General features: G+C 48.4%; 24 protein-coding genes and 6 tRNA genes. 17 read left to right on the forward strand and 13 right to left on the reverse strand.

The window, feature by feature from the left end:
- Nucleotides 1-249: 249 nt before the first annotated feature.
- The 3 genes from tnpC to tnpA all read right to left on the reverse strand — a co-directional run bounded on the left by tnpC (nucleotide 250) and on the right by tnpA (nucleotide 2,607).
- Nucleotides 250-1,842: an IS66 family transposase gene (tnpC, locus tag K4H25_RS12820; RefSeq protein WP_221020868.1), complete on the reverse strand. Its 1,593-nt coding sequence runs from the start codon at nucleotides 1,840-1,842 to the stop codon at nucleotides 250-252.
- A 94-nt stretch (nucleotides 1,843-1,936) separates the two neighbouring features.
- Entirely contained in the window at nucleotides 1,937-2,278 is a 342-nt protein-coding gene (gene tnpB, locus K4H25_RS12825) for an IS66 family insertion sequence element accessory protein TnpB (protein ID WP_221020869.1), read from the reverse strand.
- Entirely contained in the window at nucleotides 2,275-2,607 is a 333-nt protein-coding gene (gene tnpA, locus K4H25_RS12830; RefSeq protein WP_221020870.1) for an IS66 family insertion sequence element accessory protein TnpA, read from the reverse strand. Before tnpA ends, tnpB begins: the two co-directional genes overlap by 4 nt.
- A 174-nt stretch (nucleotides 2,608-2,781) precedes the next feature.
- Here tnpA and K4H25_RS17200 point away from each other — a divergent pair, with 174 nt between their 5' ends.
- Genes K4H25_RS17200 through K4H25_RS12845 form a run of 3 tightly spaced genes read left to right on the forward strand, consistent with a single transcriptional unit; the run spans nucleotide 2,782 to nucleotide 4,909 of the window.
- Nucleotides 2,782-2,943, forward strand: a complete 162-nt coding sequence (locus K4H25_RS17200) for a hypothetical protein (protein WP_255587636.1) — start codon at nucleotides 2,782-2,784, stop codon at nucleotides 2,941-2,943.
- Nucleotides 2,944-2,987: 44 nt separating this feature from the next.
- The gene (locus K4H25_RS12840) at nucleotides 2,988-3,947 is read left to right on the forward strand and encodes an SPFH domain-containing protein (RefSeq protein WP_173531912.1); all 960 of its coding nucleotides are present in this window, start codon (nucleotides 2,988-2,990) and stop codon (nucleotides 3,945-3,947) included.
- A 29-nt stretch (nucleotides 3,948-3,976) separates the two neighbouring features.
- A complete protein-coding gene (locus K4H25_RS12845; RefSeq protein WP_221020872.1) occupies nucleotides 3,977-4,909 on the forward strand; it encodes an exopolyphosphatase in 933 nt (310 codons plus the stop codon).
- A gap of 47 nt (nucleotides 4,910-4,956) precedes the next feature.
- Here the strand turns inward: K4H25_RS12845 and K4H25_RS12850 are convergent, their stop codons facing one another.
- Entirely contained in the window at nucleotides 4,957-5,844 is an 888-nt protein-coding gene (locus K4H25_RS12850) for a polysaccharide deacetylase family protein (protein WP_221020873.1), read from the reverse strand.
- 143 nt (nucleotides 5,845-5,987) lie between these two features.
- Nucleotides 5,988-6,305: a PilZ domain-containing protein gene (locus tag K4H25_RS12855; RefSeq protein WP_221020874.1), complete on the reverse strand. Its 318-nt coding sequence runs from the start codon at nucleotides 6,303-6,305 to the stop codon at nucleotides 5,988-5,990.
- 383 nt (nucleotides 6,306-6,688) lie between these two features.
- Between K4H25_RS12855 and K4H25_RS12860 the strand changes: the two genes are divergently transcribed.
- The 8 genes from K4H25_RS12860 to hrpA all read left to right on the forward strand — a co-directional run bounded on the left by K4H25_RS12860 (nucleotide 6,689) and on the right by hrpA (nucleotide 13,139).
- Nucleotides 6,689-6,764: transfer RNA gene (locus K4H25_RS12860), tRNA-Val, on the forward strand.
- A 129-nt stretch (nucleotides 6,765-6,893) separates the two neighbouring features.
- Nucleotides 6,894-6,970: transfer RNA gene (locus tag K4H25_RS12865), tRNA-Asp, on the forward strand.
- Between the two features lie 13 nt (nucleotides 6,971-6,983).
- Nucleotides 6,984-7,059: transfer RNA gene (locus K4H25_RS12870), tRNA-Val, on the forward strand.
- 128 nt (nucleotides 7,060-7,187) lie between these two features.
- Nucleotides 7,188-7,264 (forward strand) — tRNA-Asp (locus tag K4H25_RS12875).
- Nucleotides 7,265-7,277: 13 nt separating this feature from the next.
- Nucleotides 7,278-7,353 (forward strand) — tRNA-Val (locus K4H25_RS12880).
- A 156-nt stretch (nucleotides 7,354-7,509) separates the two neighbouring features.
- A tRNA-Asp gene (locus tag K4H25_RS12885) sits at nucleotides 7,510-7,586 on the forward strand.
- 121 nt (nucleotides 7,587-7,707) lie between these two features.
- On the forward strand, nucleotides 7,708-8,946 hold the full coding sequence (locus K4H25_RS12890; protein ID WP_221020875.1) for a PAS domain-containing protein: 1,239 nt from the start codon (nucleotides 7,708-7,710) through the stop codon (nucleotides 8,944-8,946).
- 245 nt (nucleotides 8,947-9,191) lie between these two features.
- Nucleotides 9,192-13,139, forward strand: coding sequence for an ATP-dependent RNA helicase HrpA (hrpA, locus tag K4H25_RS12895; RefSeq protein WP_221020876.1), 3,948 nt, complete (start codon nucleotides 9,192-9,194; stop codon nucleotides 13,137-13,139).
- A 178-nt stretch (nucleotides 13,140-13,317) separates the two neighbouring features.
- On the opposite strand, the gene K4H25_RS12900 is transcribed toward hrpA, so the two are convergent.
- Nucleotides 13,318-13,458: a hypothetical protein gene (locus K4H25_RS12900; RefSeq protein WP_221020877.1), complete on the reverse strand. Its 141-nt coding sequence runs from the start codon at nucleotides 13,456-13,458 to the stop codon at nucleotides 13,318-13,320.
- Nucleotides 13,459-13,749: 291 nt separating this feature from the next.
- On the opposite strand from K4H25_RS12900, the gene K4H25_RS12905 reads away from it, so the two are divergent.
- Nucleotides 13,750-15,063: an anaerobic C4-dicarboxylate transporter family protein gene (locus K4H25_RS12905; protein ID WP_221020878.1), complete on the forward strand. Its 1,314-nt coding sequence runs from the start codon at nucleotides 13,750-13,752 to the stop codon at nucleotides 15,061-15,063.
- Nucleotides 15,064-15,073: 10 nt separating this feature from the next.
- Here K4H25_RS12905 and K4H25_RS12910 read toward each other — a convergent pair whose 3' ends face one another.
- The 3 genes from K4H25_RS12910 to K4H25_RS12920 all read right to left on the reverse strand — a co-directional run bounded on the left by K4H25_RS12910 (nucleotide 15,074) and on the right by K4H25_RS12920 (nucleotide 18,360).
- Nucleotides 15,074-15,925: a sulfurtransferase gene (locus tag K4H25_RS12910; protein ID WP_221020879.1), complete on the reverse strand. Its 852-nt coding sequence runs from the start codon at nucleotides 15,923-15,925 to the stop codon at nucleotides 15,074-15,076.
- A 160-nt stretch (nucleotides 15,926-16,085) separates the two neighbouring features.
- Entirely contained in the window at nucleotides 16,086-16,295 is a 210-nt protein-coding gene (locus K4H25_RS12915) for a YbdD/YjiX family protein (protein WP_255587638.1), read from the reverse strand.
- Nucleotides 16,288-18,360, reverse strand: coding sequence for a carbon starvation CstA family protein (locus K4H25_RS12920; protein WP_221020880.1), 2,073 nt, complete (start codon nucleotides 18,358-18,360; stop codon nucleotides 16,288-16,290). Before K4H25_RS12920 ends, K4H25_RS12915 begins: the two co-directional genes overlap by 8 nt.
- Before the next feature lie 35 nt (nucleotides 18,361-18,395).
- Here K4H25_RS12920 and K4H25_RS12925 point away from each other — a divergent pair, with 35 nt between their 5' ends.
- Nucleotides 18,396-18,593, forward strand: coding sequence for a hypothetical protein (locus K4H25_RS12925; protein ID WP_221020881.1), 198 nt, complete (start codon nucleotides 18,396-18,398; stop codon nucleotides 18,591-18,593).
- 122 nt (nucleotides 18,594-18,715) lie between these two features.
- Nucleotides 18,716-20,053 (forward strand): lytic polysaccharide monooxygenase, encoded by a 1,338-nt coding sequence (locus tag K4H25_RS12930; RefSeq protein WP_221020882.1) that lies wholly within the window; start codon nucleotides 18,716-18,718, stop codon nucleotides 20,051-20,053.
- Nucleotides 20,054-20,098: 45 nt separating this feature from the next.
- On the opposite strand, the gene hisN is transcribed toward K4H25_RS12930, so the two are convergent.
- Nucleotides 20,099-20,875: a histidinol-phosphatase gene (gene hisN / locus K4H25_RS12935; RefSeq protein ID WP_255587639.1), complete on the reverse strand. Its 777-nt coding sequence runs from the start codon at nucleotides 20,873-20,875 to the stop codon at nucleotides 20,099-20,101.
- A gap of 378 nt (nucleotides 20,876-21,253) precedes the next feature.
- Here hisN and bfr (K4H25_RS12940) point away from each other — a divergent pair, with 378 nt between their 5' ends.
- The 3 genes from bfr (K4H25_RS12940) to K4H25_RS12950 all read left to right on the forward strand — a co-directional run bounded on the left by bfr (K4H25_RS12940) (nucleotide 21,254) and on the right by K4H25_RS12950 (nucleotide 23,217).
- Nucleotides 21,254-21,727, forward strand: a complete 474-nt coding sequence (gene bfr / locus K4H25_RS12940; RefSeq protein ID WP_221020884.1) for a bacterioferritin — start codon at nucleotides 21,254-21,256, stop codon at nucleotides 21,725-21,727.
- 11 nt (nucleotides 21,728-21,738) lie between these two features.
- The gene (gene bfr, locus K4H25_RS12945; RefSeq protein WP_221020885.1) at nucleotides 21,739-22,206 is read left to right on the forward strand and encodes a bacterioferritin; all 468 of its coding nucleotides are present in this window, start codon (nucleotides 21,739-21,741) and stop codon (nucleotides 22,204-22,206) included.
- Between the two features lie 261 nt (nucleotides 22,207-22,467).
- Nucleotides 22,468-23,217, forward strand: a complete 750-nt coding sequence (locus K4H25_RS12950) for a YdcF family protein (protein ID WP_221020886.1) — start codon at nucleotides 22,468-22,470, stop codon at nucleotides 23,215-23,217.
- A gap of 74 nt (nucleotides 23,218-23,291) precedes the next feature.
- On the opposite strand, the gene K4H25_RS12955 is transcribed toward K4H25_RS12950, so the two are convergent.
- From K4H25_RS12955 to ubiD, 3 genes are all read right to left on the reverse strand, one after another.
- The gene (locus K4H25_RS12955) at nucleotides 23,292-23,690 is read right to left on the reverse strand and encodes a VOC family protein (RefSeq protein ID WP_221020887.1); all 399 of its coding nucleotides are present in this window, start codon (nucleotides 23,688-23,690) and stop codon (nucleotides 23,292-23,294) included.
- Entirely contained in the window at nucleotides 23,691-24,569 is an 879-nt protein-coding gene (locus tag K4H25_RS12960; RefSeq protein WP_308443213.1) for a CheR family methyltransferase, read from the reverse strand.
- Nucleotides 24,570-24,692: 123 nt separating this feature from the next.
- Nucleotides 24,693-26,219: a 4-hydroxy-3-polyprenylbenzoate decarboxylase gene (gene ubiD, locus K4H25_RS12965; protein WP_221020888.1), complete on the reverse strand. Its 1,527-nt coding sequence runs from the start codon at nucleotides 26,217-26,219 to the stop codon at nucleotides 24,693-24,695.
- Nucleotides 26,220-26,243: the final 24 nt, after the last annotated feature.

Genomic DNA, 26,243 nt, shown 5'->3' on the forward strand with positions numbered 1-26,243 from the left:
CGCTTTTTTTGCACCTTACTCCAAGCTCCGCTACTCTGTAGGCTCAACCATCCCTATCTGGCACCGTTCATGAGCTCGACCAGCATATGGCTTACACTAGCTGTAGTACTCTGTATTCTCGAAATATTCTCAAGTACTTTTTATATGATCGCCATCGCAATTGGTTTTCTTGCTGGCGCCGCGGCTGCTGCCTTCCAATTACCCCTGCCATTGCAAAGTAAGCGCTCAGCCGCTCCACCGCCTTGACGCTTAAGTTTCTGCTAGCGCTCTTAGCGGTAATAATTCGTCGATGCGGCTGTTCGGCCAAGTGGGGAGCTTTTCTAGGGTGTCGGTGAGCCAGGCCATCGGGTCTAGGTCGTTGAGTTTGGCGGTGCCCAGTAGCGTTTGAATTGCGGCAGCGCGTTGACCGGCGCGCTCGCTCCCCGCAAATAACCAGTTCTTTTTGCCAATCGCAATCGGCCGAATGCTGTTTTCGACCGGATTGTTATCGATTGGCGCAATGCCGCTTTGGGCGTAGCGTTCAAGCGCCGTCCAACGCCGTTGGCTGTAAATGATCGCTTTAGCGAGTGCGCTATTGGGCGCAACTTTGCTACCGGTTTCATCCAGCCAAATTTTGAATTCGAGCAGTTTAGGTTGCGCTTGTTGCTGCCGTAGCGCTCGGCGTTGTTCGGGGTTTAAATCTTTGGCCTGCGCTTCTAGTGCATACAGTTCGCCAATACGGCGCAGCGCCTCTGCGGCAATCGGGCTGCCGTTGGCTTGATGCAATTCGAAGAATTTGCGCCGTGCGTGCGCCCAGCAGCCCAGCTCAATCACGCCGGTTTTGAACAGCGCTTTGTAGCCGCCATAGTCATCGACCATCAATTGACCTTGCCAATCGGCCAAGAAATCGCGGACGTGTTGACCCGAGCGACCGCCTTGGTAGTCGAACAAAATGATCGGCGCACTGCCACTCAAAGGCGTGTTGCGATACCCCCATAAATACGCGGTTTTGGTTTTGCCTTTGCCCGGATCAAGCTGTTTGACTGGCGTTTCATCGGCATGCAGCACCGTTTCGCCTTTCAATCGTTCACGCAATCGATCCGCCAACGGCTGCAACCACCAGCCGACTGTGCCGACCCAACTGGCCAGCGTGCTTTCTGCTAACGGCACGCCGCTGCGTTCGGCGATTTGCCGTAGCCGATACAGCGGTAAATGATCAATGTATTTGCTGACCATCACCCACGCCAAAGTGGCCGCAGTGGGTAAACCGCCATTGATGATCGCCGGCGGAATCGGCGCGGCGCTCATCGTTTGACAGCTGCGGCAAGCGTATTGCGGGCGAATGTGGCGCAACACGCTAAACACCGCCGGTTGCACATGCAGTTGCTCGCTAATGTCTTCGCCGACTTTAACTAAACCCTGACCACATTGGCCGCAACTGCATGATTCAGGCTCGTGAACCATATCGGTACGCGGCAAATGCGCCGGTAAGGCTTGGCGACCTGCACGAATGCGCGGCTTTTTATCGCTGACCTCGGGGGTGTTGTTGGCTTGCTCGGCGGCGAGTTTGGCTTCCAGCGCCGCCATATCGGCATCGAGGGCTTCTTCAAACAAATCTCGCTGCTCGCGATTCATCACTTCGGTCTTAGCGCCATAACGCATGCGGCGCAGATAGGCCAATTCCATCGTTAGCGCTTCGATGGTTTGCGTTTTATTTTGGATGTCGGAGACGTATTGTTTGAGTTGTTGATCTTGCTGAGTGACTAATTCAGTATGCTGAGCAAGGAGTACCGACTGCGCCAAAATCGCCGCGCGGACTGCGGCGGGTAGGTCTAAATTGGCGAGTTCTTGAGCGAGATCCATGTGTTGATTTTACAGGGTATTGCCATAAGAATTATATATTACATGCTGTATAGCGCAATACTGCGACAACTATTTTATCCATCCTCATCGTGAATTAGTAGGCGTATTCTGGTAGCGGTGGCGGCGCGAGTCGTTGCCAATCGACCCCACTCACCAACCATTGCCACTGCGCCGCATCCAGCGTAAAGATCACATCGCCCGCTTGCGGCCAAACAAACCGACCTTGATGCAAACGCCGCTGTGCCAACCACACACCGGTGCGATCCCACAGCAACACCTTCAAGCGATTACTGCGCTGATTGCGAAACGCATACGCCACACCTTCGATGGGGGAACGCTGCAAACGGGCATGAATCTTGGCCGACAAACCCTCGATACCAAGGCGCATATCGACCGGTTCGACGACCAATTGCAGCGAAGTGAGTGGCGGCATCATGTCAAAGCGCGCAATAAAGCTGCGACCCAAGCCGGATCGGTCGCCGCTGGCAAAGTCAGGGTCACGCCGGAGGGGAAATTCAACTGCAACTGCGCCGCAACGGGTGCGGGCCATTGTGCGGGCACGATGCTTGACGCCGATGGTTTCGGGGCGATCTGCGGTTCGGTGATTGCAGCTGAAGATGCGTCGGCAGATTCGAGGCGGCTACGGCGCAGCCAACTGGAAAAAGTAGTGCGTTTAAGCTGGTGCACTCGGACAAACTCGGCTTGAGTTAAACCGCTAGCCTGCCAACGTTGCACCCATTGCAAAGCATCAATCCACCGTCCCATGCTGCGCTCCCAAAAATCAAAAGCGCAGCATGCCTGAATTAAAACGATAATTGAGGTGGAACGGCTAAGCCCTTACATTGCAAATAGTCACGAGCGCACTCTTTGCATTAGTGAGCGCATTTTTTATTCGCCACTGGAAGCTGACTCACTTACAAAACGACGTCAATGATATCCATGATGAAATTGGCCAACGCGTCAGCATTGAAACTTGGCAAGATGAAAATCATGCCCGTGTTCGCTACCGAGGCAGCCAATGGGATGCCGTTCTCGCTCATGATTGCCAACGCGGCCATGATGACCATTGGTACATCACAGCACAACACGGCGCAACACTAGAAATATCAAATAAGAAGCCACTTTAATCAGCCAAGGGAAACGTTATGCCATTTCAATTCACGTTAATTCTGCTCATTGCCGTTATTATTTTTATCGCCAAAACATTCAAAATCGTGCCGCAACAAACAGCCCTCATCATTGAACGATTAGGCCGATTTCATGCAGTACTTGCCCCTGGGTTAAATTTTGTCATTCCTTTTGTAGATCGTGTCGCCTATAAACATTCCCTCAAAGAAATCCCACTGGATATTCCCAGCCAAGTTTGTATTACTCGTGACAACACACAACTTCAAGTTGATGGCATTTTATACTTTCAAGTTGTTGACCCAAAAATGGCATCCTACGGCACGTCAGACTTTGTAATGGCAATCAGTCAGCTAGCGCAAACGACCCTGCGCTCGGTCATCGGCAAGCTTGAAATGGATAAAACCTTTGAAGAGCGTGACGACATTAATCGCACCGTTGTCGCGGCTCTAGATGAAGCTGCCACGAGTTGGGGGGTCAAAGTACTCCGTTACGAAATCAAAGATCTGACTCCGCCACAAGCTATTTTGCATTCGATGCAACAGCAAATTACTGCAGAACGTGAAAAACGCGCCCGTATCGCCCAATCCGAAGGCGTTAAACAAGAACAAATTAACTTAGCTACAGGACAAAGAGAAGCTGCAATTCAAAAATCACAAGGTGATATGCAAGCCAATATCAATCAATCAGAAGGCGAGCGTCAAGCACAAATCAATCGCGCCTCAGGTGAAGCTGAAGCGCTACGCTTGGTTGCGCATGCAACAGCAGAAGCCGTTTCGGTCGTCGCCAAAGCCATCGAATCCCCCGGCGGACTAGAAGCCATTAACTTAAAAGTGGCCGAACAATATGTATCTGCATTTGGCAATATCGCCAAAACCAGCAATACGATGCTCCTGCCTAGCAATGCTGCTGATGTTGCAGGCATGGTTGCTACTGCGATGAGTGTTGTGAAAGCTGCAAACAAAGAAAAAACAAACTAAAGTAAATGCACCAACGCAGGAGCTTACTCATGGCTGATGAAAAATTTCGTTTAGTAACCCGCAGTGACTTTGATGGTCTGGTTTGTGCTGTACTACTCAATGAACTTGAGATGATTGACGATATTTTGTTTGTTCATCCTAAAGACATGCAAGATGGCAAAGTCCCGATCACCAATCGGGACATCACCACCAATTTGCCCTATGTTGCTGCAGCTCATTTAGCTTTTGATCACCATTTTTCAGAAACACTTCGCAACGATGGCCAACTTAACAATCATATTATTGATGCCAAAGCTCCATCAGCAGCGCGAGTCGTGTTTGATTACTACGGTGGCAAGAATCGATTTACTGACATCAGTGACGAAATGATGCAAGCGGTGGATAAAGCCGACTCAGCTGAATTTAGCCGTGATGAGATTTTAAATCCAAAGAATTGGGTGCTACTCAATTATCTAATGGATGCGCGAACTGGACTGGGGCGCTTTCGAAGCTTTCGGATATCTAACTACCAATTAATGATGGATTTGATCAAATACTGCCGTCATCATGGTATTTCAGACATTCTTACATTGCCAGACGTCGTCGAACGCGTTGAGCTATATATGGAGCACGCCCCACTCGCCAAAGAGCAAATTCAGCGCTGTAGCCGAATTTATGACAATTTAGTGGTGCTTGATTTGCGTGAAGAAGAAACCATTTACGCCACCAATCGTTTTATGATCTATGCACTTTACCCACAATGCAATGTTTCAATTCATGTGATGTGGGGCCTGCAAAAACAAAACACCGTTTTTGCCACCGGCAAGTCAATTATCAATCGTTCTTCACAAACCAATATTGGCGAGCTGATGCTTGAATACGGCGGCGGCGGTCATGAAAATGCCGGCACCTGCCAAATCGAAAACAATAAAGTCGATGAAGCATTGCGTGAATTAGCATTAAAAATCACCGCTGATGGCTAAGCTCAACTCGACTTTCTAAACCAAATAATGCCGCCCTGCGGCATTATTTATTTTGGATATCTCGCGCCCTGCGTCGCCAACACACCATAGCGACCAATACAGGGCTGATAATCCACTTCATGATAAGGAATCAATGCTTGATCAAGCTGTTGGTATAAATCGCCCAACGCCACCACCTGATATCCTTGCTCAATCCAACCTTTGAGCAAACGCATAAAATCATCCGCAGCCTGAATGCCATCAAAATCAGCCGCAGCGTTATATACATGTCCCCAAGGGCTTTCGTTTTGCGTTTGTGACAAAATCGACTCAACCCGCTCATGGCTTGGCAATTCTTCTAGCATCGGCAAAGTAACTGGAAGTTGTAAGCAGCGCGATGTTTCAGCATTGACCACCGGCCAAAATGGATGGCTTCCACGGGTATCGCTAGCAAAGCGCCAGCCCATCATCTGTTCAAAGCGATACACGGCCTTATTGGCCTGCCAGCCCTTGGCTGAAAACGCGACAGGCTCACCTTTCATGCTTTGAGTAAACTGCGCATAGGCCTGTTTTAAATGCTCAGCAGTCATCTCTGCAGGCAGTGATCTAATCTCGTTTTGCCAAACATCATTGCGTAGTGGTCGCAAAGCATGCTCAAACGAATCCAAGTCTTGCCGTGCCAACGCTGCAGTTTTCGTGAGTGATGGGGCTGGCCATAAAGCCCCCCGACATAAGGCCTTAACACCAAAGCGGTGCTTCAACGCCAGCATACTTGAACCGGAGACTCGCCTTAAGCGACTGCCTGGGAGTAAAAAACGACCGTTCTTTTCTACCCCTAAAGACCAAAAAAAAGTCGCACCACACGCATGCTCAGTTAAAATTTGCTGCAATCGAGGCAAGCCTCGTTCCATGGCCGATAAATTATCGACATCAATCTTTAAAGCAATTAGTTTCATTTGAGATTCGAGAAAAACAAGGGCAACAAAGCGTAAGCAGCACGCTTGACAGGCTGGTAGTGTACTACGAGAAGGGGTCAAACTGCTGCAATTGAATCGCCATGTAAATCAAATGCAGCAGTAAGGGTCAAGTTGAATAAAGCTTATTGGTAGACCTGAATAATCTCCAAACCCAATTCATATAACTGCAATGCGGCAACGCGATGACTACGTTTAACACGAACTCGAGCAGAAAATGGCTCATTGCGTAAATCAAACGCCTGCACCGGCATAATGAAAATATCAAACTCCTCATCTGGGCGTGGCACGTACATTGTTTGTATTGTCATTCCAGTTACACTCAAATCAATACAATCGCCATAAAAAGGCAAGCCCAAACCCAAAGGACGAATTTTAACTTTGCAGCACACTTGCATTCGTAAAGCAACGCGCTGATCTTGCTCACGCAGGCCAATTTTCATATTTACGCTCTTATCGTCAAACGGCAGCTAAAGTCACTATTGCAGCTTAAAGCCCACTTCATTAAATGCAAAGCACCGAATATCAGACCACGGCAAAAAGTCGACACCCTTCTCCAAGCCAAGCAAACCGCCAATAAATCACCACAAACCCCCAACACCGCGAAAACCCAAACGAACCTTCGTCCAATGCCAATACCATTTTTCTAGATTAAAACCATTTTTTTGATACTTTTTTAAATTTTTTTAACACGATTTAATCAACTGATTCATAAACACTTTCTAACAAAACAACCATAAAATCGCACTTAGCCAACGATTTTTAATTACAAAAGTGGTTGACGACCGAATCTGAAAATGATTTAATTCGGCCTCTCTCGAACGAGGGGTCGTTAGCTCAGTTGGTAGAGCGCCTGCCTTACAAGCAGGATGTCGGCGGTTCGACCCCGTCACGACCCACCAGTTTTTTAGTTTTTGCTTTTAATAGCTAAAAACTTTTGTAGTGCAATACCACTGCGGATAGTCAGTTCAAGCGGCGTAGATTAGCTCTTTGAATTGTGTTGATGCAGCGTAGCATATTAATACCACTGCGGAGTGGTAGTTCAGTTGGTTAGAATACCGGCCTGTCACGCCGGGGGTCGCGGGTTCGAGTCCCGTCCACTCCGCCACTAGTTTCAAAATGGGTCGTTAGCTCAGTTGGTAGAGCGCCTGCCTTACAAGCAGGATGTCGGCGGTTCGACCCCGTCACGACCCACCAGTTTTTAGTTTTTGCTTTAAATAGCTAAAAACTTTTGTAGTGCAATACCACTGCGGATAGTCAGTTCAAGCGGCGTAGATTAGGTCATTGAATTGTTTTGATGCAGCGTAGTATATTAATACCACTGCGGAGTGGTAGTTCAGTTGGTTAGAATACCGGCCTGTCACGCCGGGGGTCGCGGGTTCGAGTCCCGTCCACTCCGCCACTAGTTTCAAAATGGGTCGTTAGCTCAGTTGGTAGAGCGCCTGCCTTACAAGCAGGATGTCGGCGGTTCGACCCCGTCACGACCCACCAGTTTCTATTAAGTTGTTTTCAACAGTGTCGACTAGCCTGTTAAACAATTTATTATGCAGATCAGTTTATCTTTACCACTGCGGAGTGGTAGTTCAAGGCGGCGTAGATTAGCAACTTGAAACACTCGGCAAAGACAAGTTTAGTTAGTACCACTGCGGAGTGGTAGTTCAGTTGGTTAGAATACCGGCCTGTCACGCCGGGGGTCGCGGGTTCGAGTCCCGTCCACTCCGCCAAATCCCATCCAGCATCCTGTTGTTTCTCCTCGTATTTACTTAAAATTTCATATTCAAGACATAGCAATCACGTTAAGATTGCAGCCATTCTATCCATTCAAATGGCATGTGCTCATTGCTTATGACCCCAAATCCGTCTACGTCAAAACTCAAAGCACGCAGTCAAATTGGGCCCGTACGCTTGCTCATTTATATCGCCATCAGCATGAGTCTGTTTATTTTGATAATGACTTTTGCGGCGCAAAGCCAGACCACATCAAGCCAAGTGTTGATTGGCATTAATTTGGTGTTAATTTTAGCCACACTGATCACCGCACTAATTATTTCAAAACCCAAGCCAGAAAAAGCCCCAGCAATTAGTCAACACAGCACGATTGTTCCTCCAGCTCAAGCCACAGATACACTCGCCGCTTTACCTGACTTAATTTGGACCATCGACTATGCCAGTCGTCGTGTCACCGCACAAAACCAAGCGCTTAACGACAATCACCCCGACGGCGTAGCGCAAAGCAAGCTGGCCATCTTGTTTCCTGCGCGTGTTTCACGCCAATTTTTAGAATGTTTAATTAAGATTCAAAACACCCAAACCGCACAACGTTTTGAGTATCAGTTAGACAATACCGAAATCACTTTTGAAGCGCGCTTAGCCCCGCTCACTTCGCGCAGTTGCGTGGTGATTATTCGTGACATCTCCACCACCAAAGCGATTGAAGCTGCGCTTTTTCAACAACAACGCTTTACTCAACAAATTTTAGATGCCAATCCTAGTCTAATTTTTGTTCGAGACAAGCACCGCCGGTTTTTATTGGTCAATCAAGCAACGCAATCCTTACTCGGGCATGAGCTGCTAGTCCAATCGCATATGGGCCTAGACGAAGATACCTCCATCCTAACTGCTGGCGACGAGGATGTATTGCAATATGGCAATACTGTGCGACTAGAAGATCACTGCACACTACATAATGGGCGCACGCATTGGTTTGACCTCACCAAAATTCCGCTGGAGCGTGAAGGGCAAATTTATATTTTGACCATTGCCATCGACATCACGCATCTGAAAGAATCCGAACAAGCTCAAGTCGGCACCAGCCATCTGGTGCGCGCTATGGCCGACGTATTGCCTCAGCCTTTCTTATTGGTTGAAAACGAAATCATTCAATTTGCCAATGTTGCCGCCTGCACCCGTCTTGGCCTAAGTGCAGATCAAATCATTGGTGAGTGCATTAGCCAACTGGCGATGGGTGAAAATAAATACGCCAATCTCACGCACCTAAAAACCCCGCAAGGCGAAGCCATTCATTGCGAGCTGTATAAAGTGGATCGTGGCAATCAAAATACCCACTTAATTACGCTGCATTAAGCCTTCTAGCTAGGGTCTGTTGACGTTTGGTTTCCCGCCGCGCTGGAGCGCTTTGGGTTTGGCGGCTTTTGGCCTGATGCTGCGTTACAAAGCGCTGGCGTAGAATGACTACGCTACGCGCTTCGTGCCTTGCCTCAGGCCAAAATCCGCGCAAACGCGGTTGGCAAACTAAACGTCAACAGACCCTAGAATCAGCGAGCAACATGCTAAAATTGCTGCTTTAGTGCCTTTTAAGCCTCGCTGCAATGAATCTGGATTTTCGCGCCCTACGCGCACACATCGCTGACTGTCTATCCAATGACTACCCCACGCTTTCTCGCCAACTCCAGCAATGTGGTGATCGGCAGAAAAAGCAGCAAGATTTCGCGCCGCAACTGGCCGAGCTGACAGCCGGAATCGAGAGATCTCTCGCCAAGGCCCAGCTTCGCCGAGAAAGCCTACCCAAACCTGAATACGACGACAGTCTGCCCGTCAATCAGCGGCGCGATGAAATTAAAGCAGCGATTGCCAAGCATCAAGTAGTGATTATTTGCGGCGAAACCGGCTCGGGTAAAACCACCCAATTACCGAAAATTTGCCTTGAACTGGGCCGTGGTGTCCGTGGACTGATTGGTCACACTCAACCACGTCGCCTTGCAGCGCGCTCGGTGGCCAGCCGTATCGCGCAAGAGCTGCATAGCGAAACCGGCAGCATCGTCGGCTATAAAGTGCGCTTTACTGATAAAAGTTCACCATCGTCGTACATCAAATTGATGACCGATGGGATTTTGCTTGCCGAAACGTTGTCTGATCGCTACCTCAATCAATACGACACTATCATCATCGATGAGGCGCACGAACGCAGCTTAAATATTGATTTCCTGCTCGGCTACCTCAAACAATTACTCCCGCGCCGCCCAGACCTCAAAGTCATCGTCACCTCGGCGACCATTGACTCGGATCGCTTTAGCCAGCATTTTAACAATGCGCCGGTACTCGAAGTCTCAGGTCGCACCTTCCCGGTCGAAGTGCGCTACAAAGCACTGGGCAGCACCGATGAAGACGACCAAGAAATCGAAATGGAAGAAGCCATCGCTCAAGCGGTGGATGATTTGTGGCGTAAAGACGGTAGCGGCGATGTGCTGGTGTTTTTACCCGGCGAGCGCGAAATCCGCGAAACAGCCGAAGAATTACGCAAAGCCAAGCTGCGTGATGCTGAAATTTTGCCGCTATTTGCCCGACTCTCCAATGAAGACCAGCAGCGGATCTTTCGCCCCAGCAGCACTGGCCGACGTATCGTGCTGGCGACCAATGTGGCCGAGACGTCCCTCACAGTACCCGGCATCCGCTATGTAATCGACAGTGGCCAAGCGCGAATTAACCGCTATAGCCCACGCGCCAAAGTCGAACAATTACTGATCGAAAAAATCTCACAAGCGTCAGCTCGCCAGCGCGCTGGTCGATGCGGGCGCGTCGCCAGCGGTATTTGCGTGCGCTTGTATTCTGAACAAGATTTTTTGCTGCGTTCGGAATTTACCGACCCAGAAATTACCCGCTCCAGTTTAGCTGGCGTTATTTTGCGCATGGCCGCGCTTAAACTGGGCAATGTCGATCAGTTTCCATTTTTAGAAGCGCCGTCGAGCAAACTCATCTCTGATGGGTATCAACAGCTACGCGAACTAGGCGCTGTTACCGAGAGTGATACCCTCACTGATATTGGCCGACAATTGTCCCGCCTACCGGTAGACCCACGCGTTGGCCGCATGCTGCTGGCAGGGCGTGATGAGGGTTGTCTCAAAGAAATGCTGATTATTACCTCGGGCCTGTCGCTGCAAGATCCACGCGAGCGTCCGTATGATGCGCGCGCTGCAGCCGATCAAGCGCATGCCAAGTTTAATGAAGAAAAATCCGACTTTTTATCCTATCTGCGTTTGTGGGATTTCTTTGAAAAACTACTGGCCGACAAAACCACCAACCGCCAATTAGTACAAGATTGTCACCGCTCGTTCTTGTCCTACCTGCGCTTACGTGAATGGCGCGAGCTACACAAACAGTTGTCCGATATGGTGATTAGCGATGAAGCTGCCGATTCGCGCAGCCGCAGCGCACCGTTTCGCCTGAACGAAAAGCCTGCGACATTTGAGCAAATTCATAAAGCTTTAATTACTGGTTTGCTTGGCAACTTGGGCTTTAAACAACCGGAAAACGACGAATACCTTGGTGCTCGTGGCCTTAAATTTAATGTGTTTCCCGGCTCTAGCCTAAAAAAAGCCCGTCCCAAATGGATTGTTGCCGCGGAATTGGTGGAAACCAGCAAGCTGTACGCACGCTGCGTTGCAGTGATTGAACCGGAATGGGTAGAAAAACTCGCGCCGCATCTGATCAAAAAACAATATTTTGATCCGCACTGGAGCAAAGACAGCGCGCAGGTAAATGCATCCCTACGTATCACGCTGTATGGCTTACCGATTGTTGCGCGCCGGCAAGTACACTACGGGAGCATCAATCCCGTTGAAGCGCGCGAGATGTTTATTCGCGAAGCCTTAGTGCGCTTTAATTACAACTCAAAAGCCAAGTTTTTTGAGCATAACTTTGCCATGCTGCTCGACGTTGAAGAGCTCGAGCACAAAGCGCGCCGCCAAGACGTCTTAGTCGATGAAAATGCCTTATTTGCTTTTTTTGACAGCCGCATTCCACAAGACATAGTCAATGGCGCAGGCTTTGAAGCTTGGCGTAAAGGTGCAGAAAAACTCAATCCGCAACTGCTGTATCTGCAAAAAGACGATTTAATGCAGCACAGCGCAGCGGCGGTGACTGAGGAGCAATATCCTGAGTTCTTCCGACTACATGATGTCAAACTGCCTCTGGGGTATCGCTTTGAACCCGGCCATATTCTTGATGGTGTGACCATTACCCTGCCCTTGCATTTACTGAATCGCGTCAATCACGCCACTTTTGAATGGCTGGTACCGGGGCTGATTCGCGAAAAAATCACGCTATTGATTAAGTCACTCCCCAAATCAATCCGCCGCCTTTGTGTACCGGTGCCTGAATTTGCCACCAAAATGCTCACGGCACTGGAAACAGCCAGCCGTGAAGAGCCGTTATTACCGCAACTGGCGCAATGCATTACACGTGGTGTGGGGCAACCCGTGAGCGCTGACGAGCTCAATCCCAATGATTTACCGCTGCATTTGCGGATGAACTTCCGGGTGATCGACGATGCGGGGCAAGAACTCGCCCAAGGCCGTGACTTGATCGCGATTCGCGCCCAATTGGGCGAAGCCGCCCAACTCACCTTCCGCGATACGGCCGATGAAACCACCGGCATTGAAAAATCGGGCATCACCAAATGGGATTTTGGTGACCTGCCAAATAAACTGAGCTTTAAGCGTCACGGTAAGACCATGACTGGCTATCCTGGCCTCGTGCCCGACGAAGAAGTCGCCGCCGACGGTAGTCGCAAAGACTGCGTGGCCATCCGCTTATTTGATACTGAACATGCCGCCAATGAAGCCCACCGCGCCGGCGTGATTCGGCTATTGCAATTTGAGCTCAAAGATCACCTCAAACAACTGCCAAAAAGCTTACCGAACTTTAATCAACTGGCGATTCATTTTCGCAGCCTTGGCAATAGCGACGAGCTGATGACCGACGTCATTGCTTGTATTTGCAATCGCGCTTTTCTCGGTGACGATGAAGCGCCACGCAAAATGAAAGAATTTAACGAGCAAAAAAGCCGCGCTCGCGTGCGCCTACCCTCGGTGCGAGATGGCGTATTGCGGATTCTAAATGAGATTGCTCCTGACTTTGTCGCCCTCAGCGGCTTATTAGCCAAAGGTGGCAATATTCAAAATGAGCTTAAAACCCAATTGGCCACGCTGATTTATCCGGGATTTTTAAGCGCAACCCCGTGGGAGCAAATGCCACGTTTGCCGCTGTATATCAAAGCGATGAAAATACGCTTAGAAAAACGTGCGCAAAATCCATCGCGAGACGGTCAACGTGGTGCCGAGGTCAATGAGTTAATGGCGAGATATATCGCTGAAATCGGCAAGTGGCAAAAAGAAGGACGTGATACGGCCAAATTACTGCCATTTAGATGGATGATTGAAGAATTGCGCATTGGCCTTTTTGCGCAAGAATTAAAAACACCGTATCCAGTTTCGCTCAAGCGCTTAAACAAAGTCTGGGAAGAACTGACTAAGCGCTAAATTGAAGCCCATTTTAATCTAGAGCGTATGTTAGAAAATCAGGGTATTACCAGCTTGGCTTTTATTGAAAGCACCTTGCTGGCAATACCCTGTTTAATTATTGAGTTATTGACGGTGCCGTTTGACGACCAGATGTCGCACTAGAGCATTAAATTCAATCAAAAAAAATCAAAACAATTCATTCGCGCTGACTTGGCTCGCATTCTGGCGCCACAGATTGATTTGGAAAGGCACTTTTTTTCCACGGCAGTAGCCAAGCGGCAATTGGAAAAAAAGTTGCGGCAAAAAGCACTAACATAAACCAGGTTTCGTCAGACATGATCGCCTCCTACGTGGGATTCACGTTTTTATATTAAGTGAGCGACGCGTGTTTTTTTATAAAAAAGTCAGCTCAGCTTCTAAAAATGACATAAAAAAGACAGTTCAAACGTAATAATTTCATTAATACAGTAAGCTGGCGTTAGCAAACCAGTGTGATCCCTCCTAAGCTAAAGCAAAGTGCCTAATGTCAGCGTAAATATTACCCTTACCCTCCAAATAGTCGAACCGAACAAAGCCAACCGCAGGCTTTTATGGCAGCATTGCCCCCCTTCTGATTGAGGATAACGTTTTGATTGCTCTTGAATTATTAGTCGTCTTATCGGCGATCTTACTCGGTGCGCGAATATCCGGAATTGGCCTTGGCGTCATGGGCGGCCTAGGCTTGGCGATTTTGGTATTTGGCTTTGGTTTACAACCCACCTCAGCCCCTATTGATGTCATGCTGATGATTATCGCGGTCATCACCACAGCGGGCTGTTTACAAGCTGCGGGTGGTATGGATTTTCTGGTGCGTATTGCCGAGAAAATTCTGCGCCGTAATCCTAAGCGAATTACTTTTTTTGCGCCTTTAGTCACCTACTGCTTCACTTTATTTGCCGGTACTGGCCATGTGGCGTATGCCGTTTTGCCGGTGATTGCCGAAGTCGCGCATGAATCGGGCGTTCGCCCTGAACGACCTTTGTCGATTGCAGTGATTGCATCACAAGCGGCGATTACTGCCAGCCCAATCTCTGCGGCAACTGTGGCGCTATTGGCCTTATTGTCGCCAGCGGGGATTCATTTGGGCGATATTTTGCAAATCGCGATTCCGGCCACCTTAATCGGCACGATGGCCGGTGCTTTAATGGCCAGCCGCCAAGGGTGCGAGTTGCATTTGGATCCGGTGTATCGCGAACGCCTTGAGCGCGGTGATTTTGCGCAAGAAAAAGACCGCGAACAAAGCGCATTGCCGAAGGGGGCTCGCCGTTCAGTGTGGCTGTTTTTTATTGCCGTCGTCAGCGTGGTTTTGCTGGGCTCATTCCCTGAGCTGCGTCCATCGTGGGTGGTTGATGGAGAAACAATCAAACTCAATATGTCACAAGCCATCGAGATGGTCATGCTCTCTGCTGCCGCATTGATTTTGATCTGCAGTAAAGTGAACCCAGAAGAAGTCATTAAAGGCTCAGTGTTTCGCGCAGGTTCTGCCGCGGTGATCGGGATTTTTGGTGTGGCTTGGATGGGGGATACCTTTATTCAAGGCAATTTGGCATTCTTCTCTGGCTCAATTAAAGACATTGTGACTGCGCAGCCTTGGCTATTTGCCGTGGCGCTCTTTGGGATGTCGATTTTACTGTACTCGCAAGCGGCAACGATTCGCGCCATGCTGCCACTCGGGATTGCTTTAGGGTTACCAACGCCAGCCTTGATTGCGATGTTCCCAAGTGTGAATGGTTATTTCTTTATCCCCAACTACCCCACCGTCATCGCTGCGATCAATTTTGACCGCACCGGAACGACGAAAATCGGCAAATACCTCCTCAATCACAGCTTTATGCTGCCCGGTTTAGTTTGCTCAATTACGTCAGTCGGTAGCGGTTTTATTTTGATTAAGTTTTTGTTTTAAAAATTAATCCTTATGCCAGTTCGCTCGATAACACCATTGGGCGACTGGCATCACTACACCACTCACTCCAAGATCCGGCATATAAGCGCCCGCCTTTGAATCCTGCCAATTCCATTGCCAATAAATTATGGCAAGCAGTAACACCACTACCGCACTGCTGCACCCATTCTGTGCTTGGGATATCGCCCATTAAATCGCGCCATTCATTGTGTAATTGTTCGCTCGATTTAAAGTAGCCTTGATCCAAATTCAGCATAAAAAAGCGATTTTTAGCCCCCGGAATATGTCCACCGATAGCATCGAGTGTTTCGCCGCGCCCGGCAAAACGCTCGGCACTACGCGCATCAATCACGGTAAATTGCGGCACGCTTAAATTAGCCAACACCGCATCGACATTCACAATGTAATCTGGCTGCAGCTGAACGAGGAATTCTTTTTGAGCTGGCATTGTTGCAGGCCCTGACGCGAGCGCGCCTTCGGCTTGCAGCCAAGCGGCCCAACCACCATCGAGTACTTGGCAACGTTCAAACCCGAGCCAACGCAGCAAAAACCATAAGCGTGCAGCAAATGGGCCGCCGCTGGCATCGTAGGCAACGACATGACTCTGTGCATCAATCCCTAAAGCACCGAGTTTTTTGGCCAATACCGCAGGGTCAGGTAATGGATGGCGACCATTATGGCCAGTCAATACGCCAGCAAGGTCTTCATCCAAATGCAAAAAATAGGCCCCCTTAATATGCGACGCCAGATAGGCATTACGTCCTGCTTGTGGATCACTTAAATCATGCCGGCAATCAATAATCACCAGTTTCGGGTCATTGAACTGCTGTTGTAACTGCTGAACGCTAATCACTGCATGCATGGGTATTTCCTTGTCATATAGAAAATCTAAGGCTGGCTTGATCATACCCCTAAGCTTGATTCAATACCGTAGCTTCGCACTCATCTGTCGCTACCAGACAACGAATCTAGGAATAAAAAAAACCGCCTTAACTTCAGGCGGTTTTGCGGTGAACATCAATTTAACAAGGGCATTTACTCAGCTTGCCGCTTTTGCCCGGATAACGCGCGTCGATGGCCGCACGATAAAAAGCTTTTTTATCCATTGGCGTTAATTCCGGATGCTTGGCTGCCATATGCGCCAAATAGTGCGCATAATCTTGCACTCCAACCATCAAGCGAAAAGTCTGCTGAATGCGCTGCGCTAACATCAACAACGGCGCCTTAGGCATTGGCCGGTGCCTCATCGCCACGCAATTGCAGCTCAGCCTCTTGTACAGTTGAGTGCTCGGCCTGCCACGCTTGATGAATCACCCGCAGCGCCGCCAACAGCATGGTAATGACAATCGCCATAAAAATGGCGCACAGACTGGCATTGACATAATCATTGACGATAATTTGCTGCATTTGCACTGCTGTTTTGGCTGGAGCGAGTAATTCACCTTGTGCCAGTGCCCCTTTGAATTTATCGGCATGCGCCAAAAAGCCGATTTTCGGACTGGCATTGAATAATTTATGCCAGCCTGCCGTCATCGTAATCACCAAAATCCACAGCGTAGGCAGCAAAGTCACCCAGATATAACGCTGCTTTTTCATTTTTACCAAGACTGTGGTCGCCAAAATCAGCGCAATCCCTGCCAGCATTTGATTGGCAATCCCAAATAAAGGCCACAAGGTATTAATCCCGCCGAGCGGATCAATAACCCCTTGGTACAAAAAGTAGCCCCAGCCCGATACTGCCAGCGTGGTGGCAATCAAGTTTGCTGGCCAGCTTTGCGTATTGCCTAATGCCGGAACAAACGTGCCGAGTAAATCCTGAATCATAAATCGGCAAACGCGGGTACCGGCATCGATGGTGGTTAAAATAAACAGCGCTTCAAACAAAATGGCAAAGTGATACCAAAAGGCCATCGCCGTAGGGCCGCCAAAAACTTGGCTTAAAATATGCGCCATACCCACGGCGAGTGTTGGCGCGCCACCGGCACGGCTCAAGATCGTCGTTTCACCGACATCTTTGGCCATTTGCGTTAGCATTTCGGGGGTAATGATATAACCCCAACTCGAAATCACCGTGGCCGCTTCCGCTGCGGTTTTGCCAATCAGCGCCGCAGGCGCATTCATTGCAAAATAAATCCCCGGCTCAAGCACGCAAGCGGCAATCAAAGCCATCACCGCCACAAAGGATTCCATCAGCATCGCGCCATAACCAATCGGACGAATATGGCTTTCGCGTTCGATCATTTTTGGCGTGGTGCCTGACGCCACCAGCGCATGAAATCCCGATACCGCACCACAGGCAATGGTGATAAACAAAAACGGGAAAATATTGCCGGCAAACACCGGACCAGAACCATCAATAAACTGCGTCACACTTGGCATTTTTAGCGTCGGTGCCACATAGATAATCCCAATAGCCAAACCGACAATGGTGCCGATTTTTAAAAAAGTCGACAAATAATCCCGTGGCGCGAGCAATAGCCAAACCGGCAATACCGAAGCGACAAAGCCATAAATAATCAGCGACCAGGCCAAGGTTTCGCCTTTGAGCGTAAACATCGCCGCCATCGTTGGGTTTTGGGCCACATCGCCGCCGTAAATAATCGCCAGCATCAATAAAACAAAGCCAATAATCGAGATTTCAGCGATTTGTCCGGGCCGGATATAGCGCATATAAATGCCCATAAAAAAGGCAATTGGGATCGTCGCCGCAATGGTAAACGTGCCCCAAGGACTACCCACCAGCGCCTTCACCACCACCAAGGCCAAGACCGCGAGCAAAATCACCATAATCAGCAAAATGCCAATCATCGCAATCACCCCAGCCACCGAGCCTAATTCGGCCTTAATCATTTCCCCCAAGGACTTACCATCGCGCCGTGTCGAGATAAATAAAATAATCATATCCTGCACCGCACCAGCCAGCATCACGCCAGCCAGCAGCCATAAAGTGCCGGGCAAATAGCCCATTTGCGCCGCAAGCACCGGCCCCACTAAAGGCCCCGCCCCCGCAATCGCTGCAAAATGGTGACCAAACAACACCCATTTATTGGTCGGTACATAATCTAAGCCATCACTGTGCTTTTCTGCCGGAGTGAGGCGTTGATCGTTGAGCTCTAATACTTTCTGTGCAATAAAGCGGCTATAAAAGCGATAAGCAATCGCATAACACGACATTGCAGCCACAATCAGCCACACCGCGTTAATGGATTCACCTCGATTGAGCGCAATCGTGCCAAATGCGGCCGCGCCCATTAAAGCAATAAAAAGCCAGATGGCTTTTTCCTTGATGCTCTGCATTTTTCAATTCTCCTGAGACTCAAATAAAAACGCTTATGTCTGCGTCATTACGTGATTTCTCGCACCAACTTACCGTTCGAGTCAATAAAAGTAATTTAACTGTTGCTTTAGAGGCTGATTATGCAGTTGCTCCTCCTACTCAATTCACCATATTTAAATCATGGCTGCGGCGTGATTTACAGCCATTCAATCCAGCGCAAGCTAGGCATAAAACGCAATGCAACACCTTGTAAGAAACAGTTGTGATGCCAACAAGCTAATGCTAAATTAGCGCCGCTTAGTTGAGTTATTCAATATTATCAAAAGCTTAAATAGCAAAGACTAAGAATAAAAAAATGGATACTGGAGAAGACAAATGAATAAAAAACAACTTTCTGGCTTACTGGCCAGCAGCTTTTTAGTTTCAAGCGGCGCACTACTCATGCCGCAAATGGTTTCAGCTCACGGCTCAATGGAAGTTCCGGTGAGCCGCGGATTAAGCTGTTTTAATGAAGGCCCTGAAACACTCAAATCAGCCGCTTGCGAAGCCGCTGCTGCCACCTCAGGCAAGCAAATGCTTTATGATTGGCCGGGCACCAGCCAATTGCCTAATGGCAATCACCAAGCCTTTGTGCCAGATGGCCAGTTGTGCGGGGGTGGTCGTAGTGACTATGCTGGTTTAAATTTAGCGCGCACCGACTGGGCGACAACGCCAATAGCGCCTGATGCTAACGGTAATTTTGAGTTTATTTTCAACGGTACAGCACCGCATCAAACACGCGATTGGCAGTTGTTTGTCACTCGTGATGGCTGGAATCCAAATACCGCATTGAAATGGGCTGACTTAGAAAAGTTTTGCACCTTGGGTAATGTGCCTGTCGACAGCAATAAACGTTATAAATTGCAATGCAAACTCCCAGCCAAAAAAGGTCAGCATATTATCTATTTGGTTTGGCAACGTAGCGACAGCGCAGAAGCATTTTATTCTTGCTCTGATGTCAACTTCACCGGTGGCGTATCGACCTTTAAAGAGCTAGGGCAAATTCGTTCGGCACAAGACTTAAGCGCCAACACCAAGGTCACTTTCCGCTTATTTGATCAAGATGGGCGCGATCTAGAGAGCACTAGCACTACCTTGGGCTTTGATTCGTTCACTGGTTTACAAACCAATCTCGCGGCGAACTGGCCTTATACCTTGGCGCAACAAGTCAATAGCGTTTCCAAATATGTCAGCATTGGCGTATTGCAAAGCAATAACACCATTAACCCAGTAAAAAGCACACAAGATAACCGCGTTTACAATCGCAGCGGCTTAGCAGTGAGCTATCAAATTGATATTGCATCGCCTGGCGGCACAACACCAACGCCGGTACCAACAGCGACGCCGACCGCCAAGCCAAGCGCTAGCCCAACGCCAACTGCTACACCAACGGCGATACCAAGCACCAGCCCAACACCCACTGCAACGCCAACGGCCAAGCCAAGCACTAGCCCAACGCCAACTGCAACACCGACGGCAACGCCAGTGACACCAACGACTAGCCCTGCTGCGACTTGCGCTCCGGCTTGGAATACTGCAACCACCTATGCCGCGCCTAATACCAAAGTGAGCTATAACGGCCGCCTGTATAGCAATAAATGGTGGACTGCGGGTGAAGTGCCTACGGCTTCTGGCCAATGGGGCGTCTGGAAAGACCTCGGCATCTGTAAATAATCGTTTCTAAGTAGCAAATAGCCCGTTTTAAACGGGCTATTTTTTTTAAGCGTTCTGCATCGCCGCTAAAGCCAATTGATGTAACACAGGCCCATTACTTGCAATCACCTGCCCGACCGAGTTTTTGACTAAAGTTTGCCCTTGCCAATCGGTCATCATGCCGCCAGCAGCAATCACCACCGGTGCAACCGCGGCAAAATCGTGCAGTTTTAAGCCTTCTTCAATAACCACATCCAAGCCACCCGTAGCGACCAAGGCATATTGATAGCCATCGCCGCCATACACAGTAAAGCGGCCCTGTGCTTGAAATGGATTAAATAAAGACCAGCTGCGTGCAGAAAAATATTGCGGACCTGTGGTGCCTACCCGTGCTCGCGCTAAATCATTAATTTGGCTCACGGTGATCGTTTCACCATTGAGAGTGCAACCTTGGCCAATCACACCGAGCCAGCGCTCTTTAGCAATCGGTTGATTAATCAGCCCTAGCACGGGTTGACCTCGGTAGAGCAAACCAATCAAAGTCACAAATAACGGTCGCCCAGTGATAAAGGCCTTAGTGCCATCAATCGGATCGAGTACCCATACCCAATCGGCGTTCTCTCGCTCAGCGCCAAATTCTTCGCCAATAATCCCCTCGTCGGGCCGTTCAGCCTGAATTAAAGCGCGCATGACTTGTTCTGCCTCACGATCAGCTTGCGTAACTGGGCTGTCGTCGAGCTTATCGTCAATGGCCAAGCCGGTACGGTAATAACGCGCAATCACGGCGGCACTAGCATCGGCTAGTTTTTGAGCAAAAGCTATTTGTTGTGGGCTGGGAATCACGGCCATCTCCATTGGTAAAAAATAAGATGATTTTACGGGGAATTGATGACAGGCAGTATGCCCATAGCAGTAAATTGGATTTAATTCTCATGCTAGCGGCTAAATGCATCCAAGATTGGTGCTGATCTTCCACCAATCAGCGCAAATCACAAAGCATTGAAATTCCCGACTAAAAGAGTACACTTTTACAAGTGCAGCAAGCGAGCTGCCCACTTGACTGTGCCGTAATGACTGAGCATCCCGCAGTCGTTGCAATTGAACGCAGCACGCGCGTCATCAGCTCAAGCAAGACACGAATAAATACTTTTTGGGGCTGCCGTCATGATGAAACGACACGAATCACTCAGGCAAGCCCCCTTCTAGCCTCTGGAGCGAACAATGCAAGGCGATAAAAAAATACTCAAAATGCTCAATAGTGTGCTGGGCAATGAATTAATAGCCATTAATCAAACCTTTTTGCACGCCCGAATTTATAAAAACTGGGGCTATCAACACCTCAATAGCAAGGTTTACCATCAATCAATTGATGCCATGAAACAAGCCGACAAACTCATTGAACGTATTTTGTTCTTAGAAGGTTTGCCCAATCTGCAAGAACTAGGCAAGCTACTGATCGGTGAAGATGTTGCCGAAATGTTAGCCTGTGATTTAAAACTCTATAGCGGCATGCTCGGTACGCTACGCGATACGATTAAGGCGTGTGAACAAGCGCAAGACTATGTCAGTCGCGATCTGCTGGCGCATCTTTTAGAAGAGGAAGAAGAGTACGTCGACTGGCTAGAAACCCAACAAACCCTGATCAAAGACATGGGTTTAGCCAATTATCTGCAATCACAAGCTTTTGGCGAATAAGGAAATACACCATGCAAGGTCATCCAGCCGTTTTACAAGCGCTCAATGGCTTACTCGCTGCTGAGCTGAGCTCAATTGATCAGTATTTTATCCATAGCCAGATGTATCACAACTGGGGTTATGACAAATTATTTACCCGCATCGATCATGAACGCCAAGATGAAATTGGCCATGCCACACTACTCATTAAGCGCATTTTATTTTTAGACGGCACGCCGAATATGGCGGAGCGCACGCCATTACGCATTGGACAAAATGTCGCGCAAATGCTGCAGCTTGATTTAGAGACCGAATATGACGTGGCAGCAGCACTGAAAAAATCGATCGCGATTTGCGAAAAAGAGCACGACTATGTCACTCGCGAAATTTTAGTGACTTTGCTCGACGATACCGAGCAAGACCACGCGCATTGGTTAGAGCAACAATTATTGTTGATTCGCCAAATCAGTTTGGAAAACTACCTGCAATCGCAGATGTAATTCACCCTACCGCAAGCAATAAAAAAGACTCGATCTATCTCGACTAGATCGAGTCTTTTTTATGCCTTAGGTATTTAGCTATAGCGAATAAATTTAAACGGCTACAGCGTAATACCTCATAATTACATATCTAATTCATTGATATTGCGATGCCGTGATAACGACAGCGCAACAAAAAACACCTTAAACCATGGGTTTAAATGGTAGAACACCATGGCGATGGGTATTTTGCCAATAAACCCCTTTTATTTTGAGTCTGCAATGGCATTGAGTGTCTTACTTAAAAGCATCATCAGCAGTTTTTTACTACCACCGGGTAGCTTGATTTTATTATTGGCGCTGGCTTTTTCATTACGCCATCGCGCGCCAAAATTCAGTTTATGGCTATCTTGGTCCACGTTGTTGGCCTTGTATTTATTGAGCACGCCGCTAATGAGTAATGCACTGGCGAGTCGCGTAGAATTAAAACCATCGCTTGATGCTGACACCCGCGCTACAGCCATCGTCGTGCTGGGCGGAGGCAAACGTTTTGGTGCGCTAGATAGGCCAGAAGGTGAAACCATAAATAACGTGACTTTGTCGCGCGTCCGTTATGCCGCACAGCTTCACCGACTACATCAATTACCCATTTTGGTCAGCGGTGGCTCGCCATTGGGCGGTGAGAGCGAAGCCAAATTTATGCAACACAGCTTACAAAATGATTTTAATGTCAACGTCGCTTGGCTTGAATCGGGCTCAAATGATAGTGCCGACAATGCCAGCCAGAGCGCTAAATTATTGCTGCCACAACACAAAAACATTCTGTTAGTCAGTTCAGCCGATCATTTACCTCGCGCAATTCGCAGCTTTGAAAAAGCCGGCTTTACGGTTTTTCCTCAGCCAACTGATTATCACCACCATGAAACATTCAGCATCTTAAGCTTTGTACCGCGCGCCAAAAATTTAGCCACCAGCAGCAATGCACTGCGTGAATTACTCGGGCAGACGTGGTATCAACTCAGGAACATATAAGATAGGTATTGTCACCAAGCAGACAATCCAAATGCATTACAGCGCAATACCTAGGGTCTATTGACGATGTGTTTCTATGAAAAAGCAAAATCTGGGTGCCAGACGATTTCCCAAATATGGCCATCCGGATCGGCAAAAAAGGCGCAATAGGCGCCCCATTTCGCCCAGTGCGCCGCCTTGAGTAAGACTGCACCACCTTGCAAGGCTTGCTGCAGCAGTTGATCTACCTCGCTCGCGGTGGCGACATTATGCGCCAAGGCACTGCGCCCTAACCCTGCAGGCGCTAATGTTGTACCCAAGTCGCTCGCCAAAGCATCAGCACAATACAGCGCCAATTGTAGCGTTGAAAAATCAAAAAAAACCACTTGCTCAGTGACTTTACGCGGCGTTAACCCCAACGCATCACGGTAAAATATCAATGATCGATTTAAATCTTCCACCGCCAAGGTAATAAAACTAATTCGAGCTTGCATTTATCGAGGCTGATGACTGGCTTGGGCTAATTCATACACGGTTTTACCCTGCAATTTAAAATACTCGACAGCATGGTATAAATTTTCTGAATGCCCAACATAGAGTAAACCCGCCGTTTTCATTAACGGTGCAAATCGCTGCAATATTTTGAGCTGTGTTGGTTTATCAAAATAAATCATCACGTTGCGACAAAATATGGCATCAAATTGTCCACGAATCATCCAATTGGCTTCAATTAAATTAAGCTTACGAAATACAATCATATCGCGCAGCTCTTGCTTTAATTGATAACGCCCATCGGCTTGCTGATTAAAAAATCGACTCACCCGTTGTGGGCCTAATTTTTGCACTTCATCAGCGGGATAAATCCCCAAGCGTGCAATATCGAGCACATTGGTGTCTAAGTCGGTGGCCAATACTTTCACAGGTGGGCGCAAACTATCAAATGCTTCGCAGGCGGTGATGGCAATTGAATACGGTTCTTCCCCAGTGCTTGAGGCTGAGCACCAGATATTAATGACACCCACGGTGCGCAATGTTTTTAATTGCTGATTAAGAATATCAAAATGATGGGCCTCCCGAAAAAAGGAGGTGAGATTCGTCGTTAATGAATTGGTAAATAATTCAAATTCTTTTTGATCGCCGCGCTCTAAAACATGCAAATAATCATTAAACGATTTTAAATTTAATGCGCGCAAGCGTTTTGCCAATCGCCCATAAACCATATCTTGTTTTGAGCTGGCCAGCGCAATACCGGCATAGTTGTAAATCAAGGCACGCACTTTTTCAAAGTCCGCGTCGGTAAATTGAAATTCACGATGATTAGACAGCATATAGGCATTTCCAGAAATAACAACGGCGTATTCGAGGCGGTTCACATTAGGTCTGATTATATGGGTATTACTGCTCAGTCGCACAATTGATGTCTAGCCCCTGACCGCAATTACACCCACTAAGCAGCTCAACCCAGCGCTAACTGACGTTTAGCGATACAACAAATTTTATTTCAAGCCTAAATCATTCCAAATCGCATTAATTCTGGCTACAGCGCCAGCGTCACGTTCAATCACCCGCCCCCATTCCCGATGGGTTTCACCAGGCATTTTATTGGTGGCATCCAAGCCCATTTTGCCGCCTAAACCCGAAATTGGACTGGCAAAGTCCAGATAATCGATTGGGGTATGCTCAACCAACGTGGTATCGCGGACTGGATCCATTCGGGTGGTAATGGCCCAAATGACTTCTTTCCAATCGCGGCAATCGACATCATCATCAACAATAATGATGTATTTAGTATACATAAACTGTCGCAAATAAGACCAAACACCAAACATAATGCGCTTGGCATGGCCTGGATATTGTTTTTTGATCGAGACAATCGCCATCCGATAGCTACAGCCTTCGGGGGGCAAATAAAAATCAACAATTTCTGGAAATTGTTTTTGCAAAATCGGTACAAACACCTCATTGAGAGCCACACCCAAGATGGCGGGTTCATCTGGCGGTTTACCGGTGTAAGTGCTGTGATAAATCGGATCCGGCCGGCTGGTGATACGCTCAACTTCAAACACTGGAAACCAATCTTGCTCATTGTAATAACCCGTGTGATCGCCATACGGGCCTTCTAGGGCATGCAAAAAGCCATTCACTTCTTTGAGCGGTGTGCCATGTTCAGAAAAACCAGTAAAGCCCGTTTCGCACGCTTTAAGCACGCCCTCTAAGATAATTTCTGCGCTAGCTGGTACTTGTAAATCAGAGCCGATGCATTTCACCAATTCGGTTTTGCTACCCCGCAACAGTCCGGCAAATTGATATTCACTGAGTGAGTCAGGTACCGGCGTCACCGCGCCAAGAATAGTGGCTGGATCACACCCCAGCACCACAGCGACGGGATAGTCCACGCCAGGATTTTGCTTGGCATGCTCACGAAAATCCAATGCGCCACCACGGTGAGCGAGCCAGCGCATAATTAATTGGTTTTTTGCAATTAACTGCTGCCGATAAATACCTAAATTTTGCCGCTTTTTATTCGGCCCACGAGTGACCACCAAGCCCCAGGTAATCAACGGCGCAATATCACCCGGCCAGCAATGTTGAATCGGTAATTGCGTTAGATCGACATCCGTTCCGGCAACAACGTTTTCTTGGCATAGCCCTTTGCGCACTTCTTTGGGCGCCATATTGAGTACTTGCTTTAAGAGCGGCAGTTTATCCCACGCGTCTTTAAAACCTTTTGGTGGCTCAGGCTCTTTTAGATAAGCCAAAGTTTGACCAATCTCTCTAAGCGCTGAGACTTCTTGCGCGCCCATCCCTAGCGCCACGCGGCGTGGCGTACCAAAGAGATTCGCTAGCACCGGCATGGTATGACCGGGCACATTCTCAAACAACACCGCAGGGCCTTGGGCGCGCAAAATACGATCACACAGCTCGGTCATTTCTAATTTTGGCGAAACCGGAATTTGAATCCGCTTTAATTCGCCTTGCACTTCCAGCTGCGCCATAAAATCACGCAAATCATGGTACTTCATAACTAGCCACCCAAAAAAATGCCC

Source organism: Deefgea piscis (genome assembly GCF_019665785.1).
Lineage (GTDB): Bacteria > Pseudomonadota > Gammaproteobacteria > Burkholderiales > Chitinibacteraceae > Deefgea.